This window comes from Paracoccus sp. IB05 (genome assembly GCF_016405985.1).
GTDB lineage: Bacteria > Pseudomonadota > Alphaproteobacteria > Rhodobacterales > Rhodobacteraceae > Pseudogemmobacter.
Window position 1 is genome coordinate 1 of the sequence record NZ_JAEFCF010000067.1, and the last position, 14,834, is coordinate 14,834.

Sequence of the window (14,834 nt, forward strand, 5' to 3'; positions counted from 1 at the left end):
CTTTGAAGAGAGCATCGCTCTCAGAAGACCGGAACAGAACCGGGACAGGTCCACCGTGTCGTCAAAGGCACCGGCAGAGGCGGCGTTCTGGAGCTTGCGGAGCTGATGCTCGCTGGCGACCGGCAGCGGCCCTTTGTCGTCAGCAATCCACCCGATCACCCGATTGCAGGCGCGGACCTGCGGCCATTGCCCGGGCTGGATGGAGGCGAAGACATAGCTCGGGCACAGCGGGCGCTCCACGATCACAGAGCGCCGCTTTTTCCGGGGCCAGGTGCGGGTGCGATAGGTCAGAGGCACCACCTCGACGCCCAGCGCCTCCAGTTCTTCCCGCGCCTCGGTCTCTTTGCCGGTCAGGCAGCGGATGCCGTACCAGCCGGGCGGTGGAGCCTTGCCGATGGCGCGCAGATCACGGTCAGACGACCAGACATCGAAGGCCAGAATGTCGTCGGCTCCCCCGTCATGCTGCCAGCGCAGCAGATCGGCATGCGTCACGGGGCGCCTGTCTCCGGTCGCCTTGCCGCGATAAACCGGCCGGACAAGGGCCGCTGCCGGGCCGGTGTATTCGCCGCCGTGGTGCTCGTGTTTCGTCCACATTTCAAAGGGTCTCCATCTTGCGGCGTTGCTTGCCCACGGTGGTCGGGCTGACCCCGGCGCGGCGGGCGATTTCGCGGTCTGTCAGTTCGGATTGATGGCGCAGCAGATCGAGGACGGCTGCACGGCGCTGCGTCTCGGTCTGGGGCTGCGGCTGTCCGGTCTGGACACTGGCAGTGAGGGCGGCGAAGTCGGCTTTCAGGGCAGCGAGCACCACCTCATCGCGTTCAGCCCCGCGAGAGAAATCCCGCTTTGCCAGATCCAGCATCCAGTCGATGCGAGCCGCGACACCTTCCGCAGTCGGATCGGCCAGAGTGTCCAGCAGTTGCTCCAGCGCGCCGCGCCAAGCCTCAGACCAGTGCCAGGGTGTCCAATGGTCATCGACCGTGTAGCGGTCGGTTCCGAGTGCCTCCTGAGCCCGGTGCAGAGCCAGCAACTCAGGCAGCGTCGTCGGCACATGAACCGCCGACCGGATCGCTTCCCACATCGCGGGCGTGGGTTCGCTGGCGCGATAGTCCTCATATCCCCACATGCGGTTTGCGGGGTCTTCCAGATGCTTGAGGGCCTCGCGCAAGGCCGCCTCGACCTCGGTATCTTCGAACACCGCCTCCAGGCTGCCGTATTGCGCAGCGAGGGCATCGCAGCGCGCGCGGCGCCTTGCTTCCTTCTCAGCCCGCTCCTTGGCCTGACGGGCCTTGTGGCCGGGGTTCCTGCGCTCTTCCTCATCATCCATCGCGCCGAAGATGTCGGCAAAGGAGGGCGAGGCGGTTCTGACGATCCTGACAGGCTCGTCCAGCTTGGACATGGCTTGCCAAAGTGCGAGACCGGCCCGGGTGGCGAGCGTTTCGGCTTTACGCTTCGCCGCCTGCCGCTCGCCGAGCGTTTTGCCGCCGTCCATCAGCGCCTTCAGCTTTCGCAGCTTGTCGGTGTCCAGTGTGGATGCGTGGGCGTTCATGCTACCCTCGCTTTCAGGTCTGCGATTTTAGCCTCGGCCTCATCCGCGGTGCCCTGCCAGATTTCAGCTTTTCCGGACTCAGGGCTGTGCTCGGCGAGATAGTACCAGCCACCACGAGCGAAGACCTCCACGGTGTGGGTCAGAGTACCGGTTTCGAGATTTACGAGGGGCTTCCCAAAACGCGCCTTCATGCGACGCCTCCCGTATCCGGGCGATTAAAGGGCGCTGAGCTGAGGAAATCCGGCAGGGCGCGAACAACGCTGAAGGCATGACTGAGGCCGGCCCGAAACATCCGGTTGCCGTGATCCAGTTCTTCATCGCCTGATTCAGGAAACTGCAGGGCGTGCTGCTTTCTCTCACCCCGGATGGCCTCAAGCGCCGCCATCTCGCTGATGGCCCGATCTGGGATGGTGCTGACCTGGCCGGTCGCGTCCTTGGTCACCACCGTTTCAGCCTTATTTTGTTGATCGGAAGGGGTGCCGGGAGCCGGTGCTGTCACTACCCCGATTTCAGCGCTTGGCACCACGGACACCGCAGGCTGTTTGCGCGGCGTGGTCAGGGCGACGGACAGAGCCTCGATCAGATCATCGCAGCGCGCGACCTGAACGCTGATGCCGCGCCGGTAGCCGCGTACGGCATAATCGCTGGTGCCGATCTGCCAGACGCTGACGGTGAGATATGGCTTGATCGGCTTCATGCGCGGCCCTCCATCCCGGTGCAGAGGTCGATCACCGGCCCCCATCCTTCGCGCCGGTAGCCCTTGGCCCGATGCAGTGCTTCCCCGTGGGTGTCGCAATCCCAGAGGCACAGCCTCCCGTCGATGTTGACGCTTTCCACGAGGTAGACCCTCCGCCCGATACGCTCAGAAATCTTACGGATGCCGGCGGCGCCCTGAACTTCCTCTGCGGTCACAATGCAGGCGACGATCTCGATATGGTTTCCAGGGAACTGGATGACGTTGGTCATGCGCGGATCTCCTTGAGTTCAGCCCGCAGGACCGCGATCACCATCTGGGCGCGGGTCAGATCCTTGCGGGGCGTGGGTCGAATGAGGGTGAAGTCGGGCCGGGTTTCTTCCCGGGCGTCAGGCTCGGTGATCTGGGCATCCCAGGGCGCGCGGGAGAGCGTGACCTCTTCCAGCGCGCCGGTCGCGCCATTCGCCCGGACAAGGGCCTTGCGGGTCGGGGTCAATCCTGCTGCCCTCCCTCGTGGCGATGGAAGAGGAAGGCGACGCCCAGCGCGGCGGTGAAGTCGGGCATATCGACCCAGTATTTCCCGGCCATATGCTCGATCCAGCTTTTGCCGCGGTGCATGCGCAGCTGGCCCTTGGGGATCGCGTAGTGCTTCCCGTCACAGCGCTCGATGCCGTACTTGGTAACGGCCCACTGGCGGCCCTTGTACATGATCCGGCTGAGGTCGTCGGTCAGCGCCGGGCACTCGGGCGCGGAGTCGATCATCGGCCAGCTCTTCACGTCCGACCCAAACCGGCGCGGCGGGATCTGCATCTGGTCGATTTCAGCGAGGCTGTAGGTTTTGCAGTCGTTGAGCGATGGGGTGTCCATATCTGTCCAGCTTGGTTCAACCGTTAAACAATCTACGCAGGCCGTGACCCGCTACTTCCCCCCGCTACTCCCGGGCCGGTATTGGCCTGAGACAGAGAGAAGCCCGTCGAAGCTCCGTATCCGCGCGATGCCTTTTGTCGGTGGCCAGCCGCTTCCCCCTGAGGCTTTCACTCAGCCCGCGCTGCCGCTCCCGGCCTTGCACGGTCCCCGGTCAACCTCCCCAGAGCCGAAGCATCTGGTTCACCAGCCGGTGGGTTTTAGTGTCGCGCTTCTGTGCCGGACCAGACGGGGTCGCATCGGCACGGGTCGGGTCAAATCCCCGGAGCGAACCCGGTGATGACGCACACCGGTCAGGAAACGGCGATGGGATTTGGTCGCGGTGACCTGGCGATATGCCCGCTCTGACACGGTCTGCTCCCAGGCTTCCAACTCTGCTGCGCCCGGGTCCATCGCACCGAACGCAGCGTCTCAGGTCACGCCAAACGGCGGGCCTTGTCTCGCATGGCGCACGCAATGGTGTCGGCGCGCTCGTTTCCGGGGTTTCCCGCGTGGCCCTTCACCCAGCACCACCGCACCTTATGGCGCTGGCGGGCCGCATCGAGGCGCTGCCAGAGGCCAATATTCTTGACCTCCCCGCCGCCCTGAACCTTCCAGCCCTGGGCTTTCCATTTGTGGATCCAGCGGGTGATCCCGCGAATGACATACTGGCTGTCAGAATGGATTTGGATGCTTGCCGTGGTGGTTATGGCTTCGAGGGCCATGATCGCGGCCATCAGTTCCATCTGATTGTTGGTCGCGCTGAGCGCATGCCCCTGAAACTCGCGCCCGCCTCTGGAGGCCCCGCGCCTGTCTTCGATCACTACCCCCCAGCCGCCGGGACCGGGGTTGCCAGCGCAAGCCCCATCCGTGTGAATAATCACGTCGAAGGATGTCGGTTCTGGCTCAGCAGTTTGAACCTGAGATGCGCGACGGCCCTCACTTCTGGCCGCCCGCCGGGCCTTGACCATTTCGTCAACCCTGGCTTGATGATGGTTGCCGAGACGCATCGCTTTCTCGGCTCCCTTGCCGTTGTAGGTGCATGGAGCGCCGATCTCGGCCCGGCAGTTTGGGCACGCTACACCGCGCACTTCCTCGGTGGTCCAGCTCATACAGCAATCCCCCGCAAATGCAGCGCCACGGCCCGCAATCCTTCAGCCTGGTGCTGATCGTTAAAATCCCCGAGGCAGGGCGGCATCACCCACTGGCAGCCGCTCTGGGCCGCGTAGAATTCGCCGGTGCCTTTGCCGTGCAGGCTCTCGACCGGCTTGTCGTGATCGGCGGCTATGATCGCGCCGGGGATTGCTGCAGCAACCTTTGCGACATTGTGAGCCGAGAAGGCTGAAAGCACGGTCGCTGAGCGGCCAAGCATCCGTAGCGCCGCCCTGACGCTCAGCGCGGTCGCGATGCCCTCGCAGACCCATGTCTCGCGGCCGGTGGCGATCCGGTGGCTGGCGCCGCCCATCACGCCATTGAGGACGTTTTTCTTGCCACCATCCGGGGCAATGAATTGCACTGTGGTCACACGCTGGCCGATGCGGCCCGGCACAATCAGCCAGGGGCCATCACCTTGCGGCATGGCGCGCGTCAGGGCCTCGCCAAGGGGGCCGTGCGGGAAGTGGCGCCAGGGAGCCTCATGGACCAGCCCCAGCTCTTCCGCGAAGCCCTTGCGCGCGAGATACGGGTGCGCGGCCTGTTCTGCGGTGCGGACAATATCGGCACAGACCCGGGCCACCGCCTCGCGCTCTTCACGCTCGCGGCGCTCGGCCTCAGGATCGCGGCGCGGCGCTGAAACCTTGCCATAGCCCTCACCACCGACGCGGAAGGTGTGTTGCTCGCCGGTCGCCCAATTCCAGGCGATACCACCAGTCTCATCGTCAAATATCATCACGCGGCCAGAGGTGTTTGACCGGGCCTTGCCGGTGACCGGGCATTTCACCCACTGGCCGATGATCGTCTTGCGCGGCGGCTCGATGCCTACAGCGCGGCAGCCGTCCAGCATGGCGTCGGAAAGGGTCATGTGGGTCACGATCCCCTCCGCTTGCTGCCCTTACGGAAACGCTTTTGTTCGCGCTCGATCAACGCATAGGCGGCCTGGTCTGCCATCTGCGGCGGTTCAACGCCCCACGATCTGGCAGGCCAGTCGTTCGGGTAAACGCCGTGGAAGATGCCCTTCGCCCACTTGAGAGCGTGATTCCGGCCCTTCGTGCTGTGACTATGGGTATATGCAAGCGCGGCCTCCCAGACCTTGCGGGGCTGGCCGAGGCAATCGGCCCGAAGTCCCGCCCGCGCCTTCATCCCCAGCGCTGCCGCATCGAATTCACGCATCGCACCATCGACCGCGACAATCTCTGAGCGCGCGGGCCGCTCCCAGCCGCAGGCGAGGCAAGCATTGCCGCGAAGCATTCCGCTGCATTCCGGGCAGACTGGCTTTTCTCGCTGGCTCTCTTCCCGTTTGCGGGGGGTGCTGTCGCGCTTCTCGGCATCCGACATTTCGCCAGCGCCATTGTCCCATACGTCCAGCATGTCGACGGCGAAACGTTCGATGTTGCCGGAATGATCCAGCCAGATCGCCTTCTTGTCACCGCCGATGATCGGGCGCATCACGCGGCCAATCTCTTGCAGGTGACTGGACAGGCTCTTGCGATAGGGCTTGCAACTGATGCCGCAGCACACATCTGCGACGTCGAAGCCTTTCGTCAGTACACCGCAAGAGACGAGGCCGTGGATCACGCTGTCAGGCCGGCGGAACTCGGCAATTTTCCCAGCCCGCTCGGCATCGGATTTGTCGAGATAGCTGATCTGTTGGAAATTGAAGCCCGCAGCAGAGAACGCGGCGCAGATCTCGCGCCCATGGTCAACGGTCGGCGAAAACACGATGGTTTTGACCGGGCCGCCGAAGTGCTCGCGGGTCTTCCTGATCCACTCCTAGACCACATCACCGACAATCCGAATACCGGCCTCTGACGCGCTGCTCTCGGAAAACTCGCCATAGCTGTCCAACCCGAGTTCGGCATCATCCGGGGACCGGGCGACATAGATTTTCGGCTCGATCAGGAAGCCTGTCTCGATCAGCTTGCGGGTGGTGGTGACATTGACCAGCCCGGACCAGTGTTGCTCCATGCCCGGGGTGAAGGGCGTGGCGGTCAGGCCGATGGCAACGGCCTCGGGATGGGCCGCGATGAAATCCAGCGAAGATTTATACATCGCGTGCGCTTCGTCATAAATGACCAGCGAGGGCGTTCTGGGCAGGGTGCGCCGCGCCAGCGACTGGATCGAGCAGACCTGAACATTCTCACGCGGCGCCCAGCGGTCGTTGATGCCCTGCACGATCCCGTGCCGGATGCCGTATTCGTCCAGCGTCTCCGAGGTCTGATTGACCAGAGCGACCCGATCCACGAGGAACAGGGCATATGATCCCTTACGATCCGCCTCATTGAGCAGATGCGAAGCGATCACCGTCTTTCCGGCGCCGGTCGGGGCAACCAGTACCTGCCGGCGGCGGGATTGCCGGATGCCTTCGCGCAGCGCCTCAACGGCGGCGGTCTGGTAATCGCGAAGCTGGATTTCCTTCTTCGGGGTCAGCATCAGCATCCCATGACCCTCCTGTATGCGGCAGCCTCGGCGTCATCCCGACTCATGCCCCCGTCAAATTCCATGATCGCGGCGCGCTCTTCCCAGTCGTCAAACTCGGGCCAGATCTCGCGGCACAACTCCCGCCAGCGGTCTTTGACCCACGCGGTCGCGGCAAGCGTCATGCGGCCCGGGCGCAGAGAAATTCGCCACTGATCGCGGATTACTTCGCCGCCATTTGCTCGGATGCGGTCGATGATGCTCATGAGTTAAGAGGAATCCCCATGTTTTCGAGTTCGCCGATGCGCTTCTTGAGGGCATGGATTTGCTTCTGGAGGCGGCCCTGTTCTTCGGTGGCCCGCCAGGCCTTGCCGCGCTCATAATCGGCGGCCTTCTGAAGGCGCCTGATCGCCTCGGCGCTGTCGCCGTCGAAGTCGCGCAGTTTCTCCTTCAACTCGGCGATCTCGGCTTTTGCCGTGCGGGCATCGGCTTTTGCGTCGGCAACATCAGCCCGCAGGCCGATCACGTCATCAATCAGTGCCGCAGGTGTCAGCTTCGCCAGGTCGCGGCGGGCCTTTGCAGTCGCCGGATCCTCTTCGGTTTCTGAGTCCGGATCATCCTTTGAGGCGGGGGGCGCAGTCAGATCCGCCTGAACCTTTGCGGCCTGCTCATCAGGAGGGACCGACTTCAGCGTGTCGAGATATCGCCCGGTGTCCAGCTTGGTGCCGCGCACCGCGTCCAGCGCTTCATCGGAGACCTTCGCGCCGCGCTCTGCGTCTCGCTGGACCGCGCGCTCCGATTGACCGGTTTTGGCTGCGGTGTCGGCAGTGAAGCGGTCCTTGTCGGATCGTGTCGCCAAGTTGGCGACTTGATCGCTCTTCCGGTCCCCGCCGTGCTTCGTCTCCGGGTGCAGTGCCTCATAGGCCTCTTTCCTGCGCCGCGTGAACATGGCGCGCTCTGAGGCCGACAGGACCGGCGCGCACAGGTTTTCGTCGCACTCAGCGATGATCTGGCGCTGTTGATCGAGGTCGAGGATTGTTGCCGGGATCTCATCCCAGCCCAGAGACCGGCAGGCTTCCATGCGGTGCATCCCGGCGATCAGGACAAAGCCGCCATCCCTCGGGCAAACGGTCACCGGGTTCAGAAGCCCGACTTCCAGGATGCTGTCCGCCAGCGCATCGACATGCCTGCGATCCGCCTGGCGGATCCGGTCGAAAGTGCTGATCGCGTCAATTCTGATCAAAGCCGATCACTCCCCGATATTCGTGGCGGAGTGGCGCGGCGGGGTCAGCGCGAGCTGTTCCCAGCCGTGAACCTTGAGCATCGTTTCCAGATCGCGCTGATAAACGAAGATCGGTTCCTTCTGCGCCGTGCCATTAAGCCCGTGGGCCACGCTCAGCGCTTCCTCAATGGTCGGCTTGGTATCGCGCAGGCTCAGGCCGTCACGATGGCGCACATGGATATCAAAGCCGCCGGCCGGGTTCGGATAGACCCGGATATGGCTGATTGCGGGAAACTTCCCGATTGCTGACATGCTCGGTCCTCAAATGATTTGCGCCTGAGGACGGGAGGGGCTATTCTGATTTTGTGAGATAGAACGCCCCGAGGCCCGCCCAGAAATGGAGCGGGTCTCTTTTATGCGGCTGCCTGCGGTGCAGTGCTCGGGCGGGAGGAAAGCCATTCCTGAATTGCGCTTTCCGGCCATGCGACCGCCCGGCCCGTGAGCTTCACCGGGCGTGGAAAGTCGCCCTTGTTCATCAAATCATAGATGGTCGTGCGGCTCAGACTGGTAATCTCTTCGACCGATTTCCGACGTAGATATCTCTCCGCGACGAGCCTACGCATTGTCTCTGCCATTTTTGGTCACCCCATGCTGTTGGCGGAACATGGGGTGAACATGCGAGATCATTTTTGACTTGGGAAGGTGGGCATGTGGGCAGGGGTGTGCAAATGTCCTGCCCAGCTTCTTATGGGTTACTCACATAACGGGCCAGCGCTCTGTTGATCGTTCGTCGAGAAAAACCCAGCTTTTCCTGAACTTCCTCCCAAGTGTCTCCGGTTCCTTCCTTTCCCTCTGGATAAGCCGTGTAGAAACACTCTGCGACATATCTTAGATTGTCGCCGATCACCTTATCCCCTCCATTGGCGGCGGTTCCCTCTCCCGCAGAGCTTCCGTGGCGAAGCATCTCTGATATGCTATCATTCGACGGAAACAGCTTGTCTTCAATTGACAATGAGTACCCGTCGAATCGCGAGAGCATCTTGGCCAAGATGCCGCTTTTAGCAATGGTCTCAGTGAGCCTTCTGCTTGAAGCGCTAAACTTTTCAATTATCCAACTGTTCATAAAAACTGAGGCCGCGTTTGCCTCTATTAAAGCAGATTCCGTGCTGACATACATATATCTGCTATCCAGAAATATCCAATCTCCACCTGAAAAATCCTTTAGGCGAAAAGGACGTCTATTTCTAAGTATCATTTTGTCAATTTGATCTATGCCGCCATCAGGGCCAACCAGAAATAGCGGAATTGAACTCATATAATCTTGAAAAACACGCCACGCCCTGTCTTGCAAAAAAACATCAACATCTCTGTTTCTTGATACGGCATTCACCTCATCTTCTGTTGGCTCAGAGAAGAATTTTGTTTTCCGCGCGCGGGCGTCATCCTGTCGAGCATTCCTTAAAATAGACCTTGCTGCAATATACCTCCAATCATCTGATTCGAATTTGCTCCCTTGTGCCCCCTCGAGGAACTTATCGCGAACTAAATAAACAGGAGAGTAGCCGTTGCGGCGAAACATCACCCGATCCTCCCAATAACTTTCGCAGGCTTCTGATCCAGATAGCCCGCCCATGCTTCCATCATCTTGCGCCGCTTCTCGAACAGATCGGAGCGGGCATAGGCTCTTTCGGTTTCATCCCCGGACAGGTGCGCAAGCGCGGCCTCGGCAACCTCGCGGGGAAAGCTGGTTTTCTCCTGCGCCCATGTCCTGAAACTGGTGCGGAAGCCGTGGATATCGACCGGAAAGCCGTTCTCACGGATCAGCTTCAACAGGGTCGCATCGGATAGCGGCTTGTCTTTGATCGTGCCCGGGAACACGAGGCTCTCATGCAGGCCCTGGGCTTTCCTAAGCGCGACCAACGCGCGCGCAGACAGCGGCACCCGGTGCGGCCGGTCCATCTTCATCCGCTCGGCCGGGATCTCCCAGACCTTCGCTCGAAGGTCGAACTCTGACCAGCGGGCCTCGCGCGCCTCATTGGACCGGACGCAGGTCAGGATCAGCAGTTCAAGGCAGAGCTTGGTCGAAATGCCGGCGCTGGAGGCGGCGATCACATCGAGGCAGGCCGCAACTTCGGGGTAGGCAGGGACTTCCGGTGTTCCTTCTTTGTGGTCTGCTTCGGCAGCCCCTTATCGACTGCATCCACGGGATTATCTTTTCGCCACCCCTTGGCGATACACCACTTCATCACGGTGCCGATCCGCTGCTTGACCCGCCGGGCGGTTTCGGCCTTCTCAAGCCAGATCGGTTGCAGGACTGCCAGCACGTCAGCGGTGGTCACATCGGGCGCCCGCGTGTTCCCGATGATCGGGAAGGCATATGTTGCCAGGGTGTTCAGGAACTGGTCGCCGTGCTTCGGGTTCTTCCAGGTCGGCAAGTTGATCTCGTGAACCTGGCGCGCCGCCTCTTCGAAGGTCATCACCTCCTGTGCGGACCGGCGGGCCGCCAGTGGATCGCCTCCTTCACGGGCCAGCTTCCGATTACCGAAGGCGGCGCCCCTGGCATCGGCTAGCGTGACGAAATCCACGCTGCCCATTCCCAGCTCGCACCGCTTGCCGTTGATCACGATGCGCTGGACCCAGAACTTGCCTCCGGTCGGATCGACCCTAAGATAGAGGCCATGCCCATCGAAGTACTTTCCCGGCTTGGTGACCGTTTGCACCATGCGGGCGGTGAGGCTCTTCGCAGGCTTTCGCACAATCGGTATCCCAACCTTTCATTCCGCCATAGCTTCCCCCACTTGGCGCGGGCTTGCCGTGAACATTAGCGGAACTCGGCGGAACGTAGCAAGCTCGATTAGGCCTGAAAAATAAGGGGGCAGGGCGCTCTACGGAACATCACGGAACTAGCGAAGGCAGACACCTCATCCGCCACATATATCAATTAAGATGTTGTTTTTATTGGAATTAGATGGATGGAGGGGTGATATCCCCACATTGGTTCCCACATTGATAGGCGGAACAGGGGCGATTTCGCGGGAACGTCAAGGAACCATCATTTTTGCGAAGACCGCCTCAGCGTAACAGACATTTCGTCTAAAATACCGTAAGTTCCCAGCTGGCTTTCCACGGTCACCCACCTGGAGTATCGGCGCTCACTCGTGACAAAAGTGACATTTTGTCACGAGCAGGCGAGCAAGACTGATTACATGAGCCAGCAAGCCCGATGCTGCATGGCCGCATCCCTGGAAGCCGGCGCTCGGCTAAGTGTCTGCTTTTCATAGTAGTGCTGCTGGAAAACCGTGCCGCGCCCGCACATGGCAGTGCCATTGACCTGAGCCCAGCCTAGGGTTACCCGGTTCCTGACGAAGGCGATCCTGACTACCCTGCACGAGGCTTGCCACCCGTCTGATCTGCGGAAATCTCCTGCAGGTTTCGTCATCCGGATTGCGAAGCCACGAAAAATCGGGCCTCGCGCGAGCAAGAGCTTCCTGCCGGGGAGCGTCCAACCAGGACGCCGCGCATTCGCTTCTCACGAAGTCGAATGGAGACCCATACAAGGGGATCACGAAGGAGTATCCGCCGAATAAAGATGCTCGCACAGGGTGGTCGCTGCTACAATTGCGGCCTGCCTTTATTGCAACGGCAGAAGGCATCGCAGGAAATGTCTGCTCTCGCCCAAGGCGTTTCCCAGCCATGTCCGCAAGCGCATGGCGGCAGGAAAGTGGTTCACAGCCCAGGTCGGCAGCAGTTTACTGCTGTCCCGGAGTGGTGTCTCCCCTTGAGCGCCCCGACTGGCGGGAGAAGGGGCATGGCGCTTGATTGCGTCGGCCCTGCGTTTGGCAGATAATGCCGGGCTATGGGCGAGCCTTATTCCTTCCGCACGGATCCGGCGGTTCCGGATTTCGACGACAGCGCGCCGCTGGCGGTGATGGACGGCGAATGCGCGATCTGCGGTTGGGGCGCGCGGATGATCCATCGGCTCGACCGCTCCGGGACGGTGAGGATCTGCCCGATCCAGAGCCCGCTCGGCGCCGCACTGCTGCGCCATTACGGGCTGGTGCCGGAAGATCCGGCAAGCTGGCTCTTCATCGACCAGGGCGTCGCGCATGTCGATTTCGAGGCGGTTCTGCATGCCGGAAGCCGGTTTGGCGGGGCGGCGCAGCTGGTCGGTATTCTGCGCATCTTCCCCAAAGCGCTCAGGGATTGGCTCTACCGGAGGCTTGCGCGCAATCGCTATGCGCTTTTCGGCCGCGCCGATCTGTGCGGCCTGCCCGATCCGGGGCTTCAGAAAAGGCTCATGCGGTGAAGGTGCTGATCCTCGGCGGCTATGGCGTCTTCGGCGCGCGCCTGGCCCGGCTGCTGGTCCGTGACGGGCATCAGGTCACCGTGGCAGGGCGCGATGCCGCGAAGGCGCAAAGGCTGGCCGGCGAACTCGGCTGCGCGGCTTTGCCGATGGACCGGCAGCGCGACCTGCATCTGCTGGCCGGCCATCAGGTGGTGGTGGATGCGGCGGGGCCGTTCCATGCCTATGGCGATGATCCCTATCACCTGCCGCGCGCGGCAATTGCCGCCGGGCTGCATTACCTTGATCTCGCCGATAATGCCGCTTTTTGCGCAGGCATCGCGGCGCTGGATGGTGAGGCGCGGGCGGCAGGAGTCTGCGTCCTGTCCGGGCTGTCCTCGGTCCCGGCGCTGTCCAGCGCCGCTGTTCGCGCGCTCGTCGGCGATGAAATGCCGCAGCTGATCGAGACCGCGATCCTGCCCGGCAATCGCAGCCCGCGCGGGATTTCGGTCATGACCTCGATCCTGACCCAGATCGGCCGGCCGATCCAGGTCTGGCGCGGCGGCAGATGGGCCGAAACCACCGGCTGGTCAGAGCCGCGCTGTTACCTTCTGCCCGGCGGGCTGATCCGGCAGGGCTGGCAGATCGAGGTGCCGGATCAGTTGCTGTTCCCGGCGCATTTCGGCGCCGCTTCGGTCCAGTTCCGCGCCGGGCTGGAACTGGCGGTGATGCGTTACGGGCTTGCCGCTTTCGCCGCACTGCGCCGCTGGCTGCCGATTCCGGTCACCCCCTTTGTGGTACGCGGCTTCAAGCTGGCCGCGGATCTGCTGGCGCCCTTCGGCAGCGGGCGCGGCGGCATGTCGGTGATGGTGACCCTGGGCCAGGAGCGCCGGTTCTGGCGGCTGCTGGCCGAGGAGGAGGACGGCCCCTTCATCCCCGCCATCGCCACCCGCGCGCTTTTGCGCCGTGCGGTGCTGCCGGTTGGCGCCCGCCCCGCGCTGGAGGCGATCACGCTTGCGGAGGCCGAGGCCGCCATGTCCGATCTGCGGGTGCGCACGGAACGCGCAAGCGAACCGGCCATGGCGCTGTTCCCCCGCGTGCTCGGCGCCGATTTCGACGCATTGCCCGAGGGGATCCGCGCCACACATCGGACGGTCGATATCTGCCACTGGCGGGGCCGGTCCTCTGTCCAGCGCGGTGGTTCCCGCTGGAGCCGCTTCCTTGCCCGCCTGTTCGGCTTTCCGCCCGAATGCGCTGATATAGAGGTTGAGGTCACCAAGACCGTCACCGCGAAGGGTGAGACCTGGCAGCGGCGCTTCGGAACCCGTCTCTTCCGCTCGCGGCTTGCAGCCTCTGCGCAGGGTATGACCGAGAGCTTCGGCCCCTTCACCTTCCGTCTCGGCCTGAACGTCGAAGCGGGTGCATTGCACTATCCGGTCGTGTCCGGCCGGCTCGGCCCGCTGCCCCTGCCGGGCTGGCTGATGCCAGTGTCGATCGCGTGCGAGCATGTGATCGACGACCGGTTCTGCTTCGATGTGAAGATCCTTGCACCTGCGACAAAGGGCCTGCTCGTGCACTATCGGGGCTGGCTTGCCGAAGCCGGGCCCGACGGTATGGCTGAGGCTGAACGGGCAGAGCTATCGTGACACATGGCGTGGGATCGGTCTGCGGGCAACGCGCCGCAAGGCGGGTTTAGTAAACCTGGCCAAGGTGGGCATCCCGCCTCGCGAGCACGGCGATGTCGGCCCATAGCTGCCTGGCGGTGCCACTCGGCGCTGTGCCGCAGAATTCCCTAAAGCCGCCCCGCGACTGGTGCCGCAGCAAAATCTCGGACAAGATGGTTGCGACGCGAACAGATTTGTCGTTCGCATCTAATGCATGTTGCGCGCCAACTATAATCTGACCATTTTGAGCCGGATTATGCCCGATTTTGACGACGCCCCTATCGAAAATCCTGGGCAGGACCGCTTCGGGTGCGACCCGTTCGCCCATTCCATCGCGCGTTGCTAAAGCGCCCATTGGGCAGCGTAGTGGCAATCCACGGCCCGTGGGGGTCCGGCAAAAGCAGCGTCATCAACTTGGTTCGCCACCACCTCGCTCAGGATGCCAACGCACCCGTTGTCGCAACCATCCAAGCATGGTGGTACCGTAAGGAGGACGCGCTCGCTATAGGCTTCTTTCAGGAACTCTACGCGACGCTCAGTAAGGAACTGCCCAAGGGAGAGAAGGCCAAAGACGCTTTGGCCAGGCTGGGTGGTCATATCGCCGGTGCAGGACAGTTACTTGGGGCTGCGGCCGACCTCGTGACGGGAACGCTGGCCGAAGGCGCGGTGAACGCAGTATCCCCAACTGTCGCTAACTACATTCGCAACGACGAAAATACGGACACACTCCAGCGCCGCGTTGCCGACGCCTTAGCTGCTCAGGACAAGCGCTTTCTGTTTATCGTGGACGATTTAGACTGTCTGTCGCCAGACGAGGCCCTCGTGGTACTAAGGCTGATCAAGTCAGTCGGTCGTTTGCCGAACGTAGCTTATTGCTCTGCCCCCTGAGAACTGGACCGTTTGAAGCTGGAGTTTTCGGCTGGCATTTCCCGGCTTGGAGAGGAGCTGAA

At 62.3% G+C, this 14,834-nt stretch carries 21 protein-coding genes; 3 read left to right on the forward strand and 18 right to left on the reverse strand.

Annotated elements, in window-relative coordinates; genetic code table 11:
* The 18 genes from JC607_RS24380 to JC607_RS25685 all read right to left on the reverse strand — a co-directional run.
* Positions 1-594 (reverse strand): transcription termination/antitermination NusG family protein (locus JC607_RS24380; RefSeq protein ID WP_198839308.1); only part of this gene is annotated, 594 nt, incomplete at its 3' end.
* A gap of 1 nt (position 595) precedes the next feature.
* On the reverse strand, positions 596-1,546 hold the full coding sequence (locus tag JC607_RS24385; RefSeq protein WP_198839309.1) for an AsnC family protein: 951 nt from the start codon (positions 1,544-1,546) through the stop codon (positions 596-598).
* On the reverse strand, positions 1,543-1,737 hold the full coding sequence (locus JC607_RS24390) for a hypothetical protein (RefSeq protein ID WP_198839310.1): 195 nt from the start codon (positions 1,735-1,737) through the stop codon (positions 1,543-1,545). Before JC607_RS24390 ends, JC607_RS24385 begins: the two co-directional genes overlap by 4 nt.
* Positions 1,734-2,243, reverse strand: a complete 510-nt coding sequence (locus tag JC607_RS24395; RefSeq protein ID WP_198839311.1) for a hypothetical protein — start codon at positions 2,241-2,243, stop codon at positions 1,734-1,736. The genes JC607_RS24390 and JC607_RS24395 overlap by 4 nt, the downstream gene beginning before the upstream one ends.
* Positions 2,240-2,512: a hypothetical protein gene (locus JC607_RS24400; RefSeq protein ID WP_198839312.1), complete on the reverse strand. Its 273-nt coding sequence runs from the start codon at positions 2,510-2,512 to the stop codon at positions 2,240-2,242. The genes JC607_RS24395 and JC607_RS24400 overlap by 4 nt, the downstream gene beginning before the upstream one ends.
* Positions 2,509-2,736, reverse strand: a complete 228-nt coding sequence (locus tag JC607_RS24405) for a hypothetical protein (protein ID WP_198839313.1) — start codon at positions 2,734-2,736, stop codon at positions 2,509-2,511. The genes JC607_RS24400 and JC607_RS24405 overlap by 4 nt, the downstream gene beginning before the upstream one ends.
* Positions 2,733-3,107 (reverse strand): hypothetical protein, encoded by a 375-nt coding sequence (locus JC607_RS24410; RefSeq protein WP_198839314.1) that lies wholly within the window; start codon positions 3,105-3,107, stop codon positions 2,733-2,735. The genes JC607_RS24405 and JC607_RS24410 overlap by 4 nt, the downstream gene beginning before the upstream one ends.
* Before the next feature lie 473 nt (positions 3,108-3,580).
* Positions 3,581-4,255, reverse strand: coding sequence for a ribonuclease HI (rnhA, locus tag JC607_RS24415; protein WP_370584942.1), 675 nt, complete (start codon positions 4,253-4,255; stop codon positions 3,581-3,583).
* A complete protein-coding gene (locus JC607_RS24420) occupies positions 4,252-5,163 on the reverse strand; it encodes a toprim domain-containing protein (RefSeq protein WP_233093144.1) in 912 nt (303 codons plus the stop codon). Before JC607_RS24420 ends, rnhA begins: the two co-directional genes overlap by 4 nt.
* Before the next feature lie 5 nt (positions 5,164-5,168).
* Complete coding sequence (locus JC607_RS25670; protein WP_233093141.1) at positions 5,169-6,020, reverse strand: helicase-related protein; 852 nt, start codon at positions 6,018-6,020, stop codon at positions 5,169-5,171.
* 51 nt (positions 6,021-6,071) lie between these two features.
* Positions 6,072-6,737 (reverse strand): DEAD/DEAH box helicase, encoded by a 666-nt coding sequence (locus JC607_RS25675; RefSeq protein WP_233093142.1) that lies wholly within the window; start codon positions 6,735-6,737, stop codon positions 6,072-6,074.
* Positions 6,731-6,982 (reverse strand): hypothetical protein, encoded by a 252-nt coding sequence (locus JC607_RS24430; protein ID WP_198839316.1) that lies wholly within the window; start codon positions 6,980-6,982, stop codon positions 6,731-6,733. The genes JC607_RS25675 and JC607_RS24430 overlap by 7 nt, the downstream gene beginning before the upstream one ends.
* On the reverse strand, positions 6,979-7,959 hold the full coding sequence (locus JC607_RS24435; RefSeq protein WP_198839317.1) for a ParB N-terminal domain-containing protein: 981 nt from the start codon (positions 7,957-7,959) through the stop codon (positions 6,979-6,981). Before JC607_RS24435 ends, JC607_RS24430 begins: the two co-directional genes overlap by 4 nt.
* Positions 7,960-7,965: 6 nt before the next feature.
* Complete coding sequence (locus tag JC607_RS24440; protein ID WP_198839318.1) at positions 7,966-8,250, reverse strand: hypothetical protein; 285 nt, start codon at positions 8,248-8,250, stop codon at positions 7,966-7,968.
* 101 nt (positions 8,251-8,351) lie between these two features.
* Complete coding sequence (locus tag JC607_RS24445) at positions 8,352-8,573, reverse strand: helix-turn-helix transcriptional regulator (protein ID WP_370584943.1); 222 nt, start codon at positions 8,571-8,573, stop codon at positions 8,352-8,354.
* Between the two features lie 110 nt (positions 8,574-8,683).
* Positions 8,684-9,517, reverse strand: coding sequence for a hypothetical protein (locus JC607_RS24450; protein ID WP_198839319.1), 834 nt, complete (start codon positions 9,515-9,517; stop codon positions 8,684-8,686).
* Positions 9,517-10,050 carry a tyrosine-type recombinase/integrase gene (locus JC607_RS25680; RefSeq protein ID WP_370584944.1) on the reverse strand — a complete coding sequence of 178 codons (534 nt, stop codon included), beginning with the start codon at positions 10,048-10,050 and terminating at the stop codon, positions 9,517-9,519. Before JC607_RS25680 ends, JC607_RS24450 begins: the two co-directional genes overlap by 1 nt.
* Positions 10,047-10,694, reverse strand: coding sequence for a tyrosine-type recombinase/integrase (locus JC607_RS25685; protein ID WP_370584945.1), 648 nt, complete (start codon positions 10,692-10,694; stop codon positions 10,047-10,049). The genes JC607_RS25680 and JC607_RS25685 overlap by 4 nt, the downstream gene beginning before the upstream one ends.
* Positions 10,695-11,794: 1,100 nt before the next feature.
* Here JC607_RS25685 and JC607_RS24460 point away from each other — a divergent pair.
* The 3 genes from JC607_RS24460 (at position 11,795) to JC607_RS24470 (ending at position 14,772) form a co-directional block, all read left to right on the forward strand.
* The gene (locus JC607_RS24460; protein WP_198839320.1) at positions 11,795-12,244 is read left to right on the forward strand and encodes a thiol-disulfide oxidoreductase DCC family protein; all 450 of its coding nucleotides are present in this window, start codon (positions 11,795-11,797) and stop codon (positions 12,242-12,244) included.
* Positions 12,241-13,866 carry an SDR family oxidoreductase gene (locus JC607_RS24465; RefSeq protein WP_198839321.1) on the forward strand — a complete coding sequence of 542 codons (1,626 nt, stop codon included), beginning with the start codon at positions 12,241-12,243 and terminating at the stop codon, positions 13,864-13,866. Before JC607_RS24460 ends, JC607_RS24465 begins: the two co-directional genes overlap by 4 nt.
* A gap of 327 nt (positions 13,867-14,193) precedes the next feature.
* On the forward strand, positions 14,194-14,772 hold the full coding sequence (locus JC607_RS24470) for a P-loop NTPase fold protein (protein ID WP_370584946.1): 579 nt from the start codon (positions 14,194-14,196) through the stop codon (positions 14,770-14,772).
* Positions 14,773-14,834 lie beyond the last annotated feature (62 nt).

What these genes read in the sequence shown, in the direction of transcription:
- JC607_RS24385 (WP_198839309.1), bottom strand. Translation starts at nt 1,546, where the DNA reads ATGAACGCCCACGCATCCACACTGGACACCGACAAGCTGCGAAAGCTG.
- JC607_RS24390 (WP_198839310.1), bottom strand. Translation starts at nt 1,737, where the DNA reads ATGAAGGCGCGTTTTGGGAAGCCCCTCGTAAATCTCGAAACCGGTACT.
- JC607_RS24395 (WP_198839311.1), bottom strand. Translation starts at nt 2,243, where the DNA reads ATGAAGCCGATCAAGCCATATCTCACCGTCAGCGTCTGGCAGATCGGC.
- JC607_RS24400 (WP_198839312.1), bottom strand. Translation starts at nt 2,512, where the DNA reads ATGACCAACGTCATCCAGTTCCCTGGAAACCATATCGAGATCGTCGCC.
- JC607_RS24410 (WP_198839314.1), bottom strand. Translation starts at nt 3,107, where the DNA reads ATGGACACCCCATCGCTCAACGACTGCAAAACCTACAGCCTCGCTGAA.
- rnhA (WP_370584942.1), bottom strand. Translation starts at nt 4,255, where the DNA reads ATGAGCTGGACCACCGAGGAAGTGCGCGGTGTAGCGTGCCCAAACTGC.
- JC607_RS24420 (WP_233093144.1), bottom strand. Translation starts at nt 5,163, where the DNA reads ATGACCCTTTCCGACGCCATGCTGGACGGCTGCCGCGCTGTAGGCATC.
- JC607_RS25675 (WP_233093142.1), bottom strand. Translation starts at nt 6,737, where the DNA reads ATGCTGATGCTGACCCCGAAGAAGGAAATCCAGCTTCGCGATTACCAG.
- JC607_RS24430 (WP_198839316.1), bottom strand. Translation starts at nt 6,982, where the DNA reads ATGAGCATCATCGACCGCATCCGAGCAAATGGCGGCGAAGTAATCCGC.
- JC607_RS24440 (WP_198839318.1), bottom strand. Translation starts at nt 8,250, where the DNA reads ATGTCAGCAATCGGGAAGTTTCCCGCAATCAGCCATATCCGGGTCTAT.
- JC607_RS24445 (WP_370584943.1), bottom strand. Translation starts at nt 8,573, where the DNA reads ATGGCAGAGACAATGCGTAGGCTCGTCGCGGAGAGATATCTACGTCGG.
- JC607_RS24450 (WP_198839319.1), bottom strand. Translation starts at nt 9,517, where the DNA reads ATGTTTCGCCGCAACGGCTACTCTCCTGTTTATTTAGTTCGCGATAAG.
- JC607_RS24460 (WP_198839320.1), top strand. Translation starts at nt 11,795, where the DNA reads ATGGGCGAGCCTTATTCCTTCCGCACGGATCCGGCGGTTCCGGATTTC.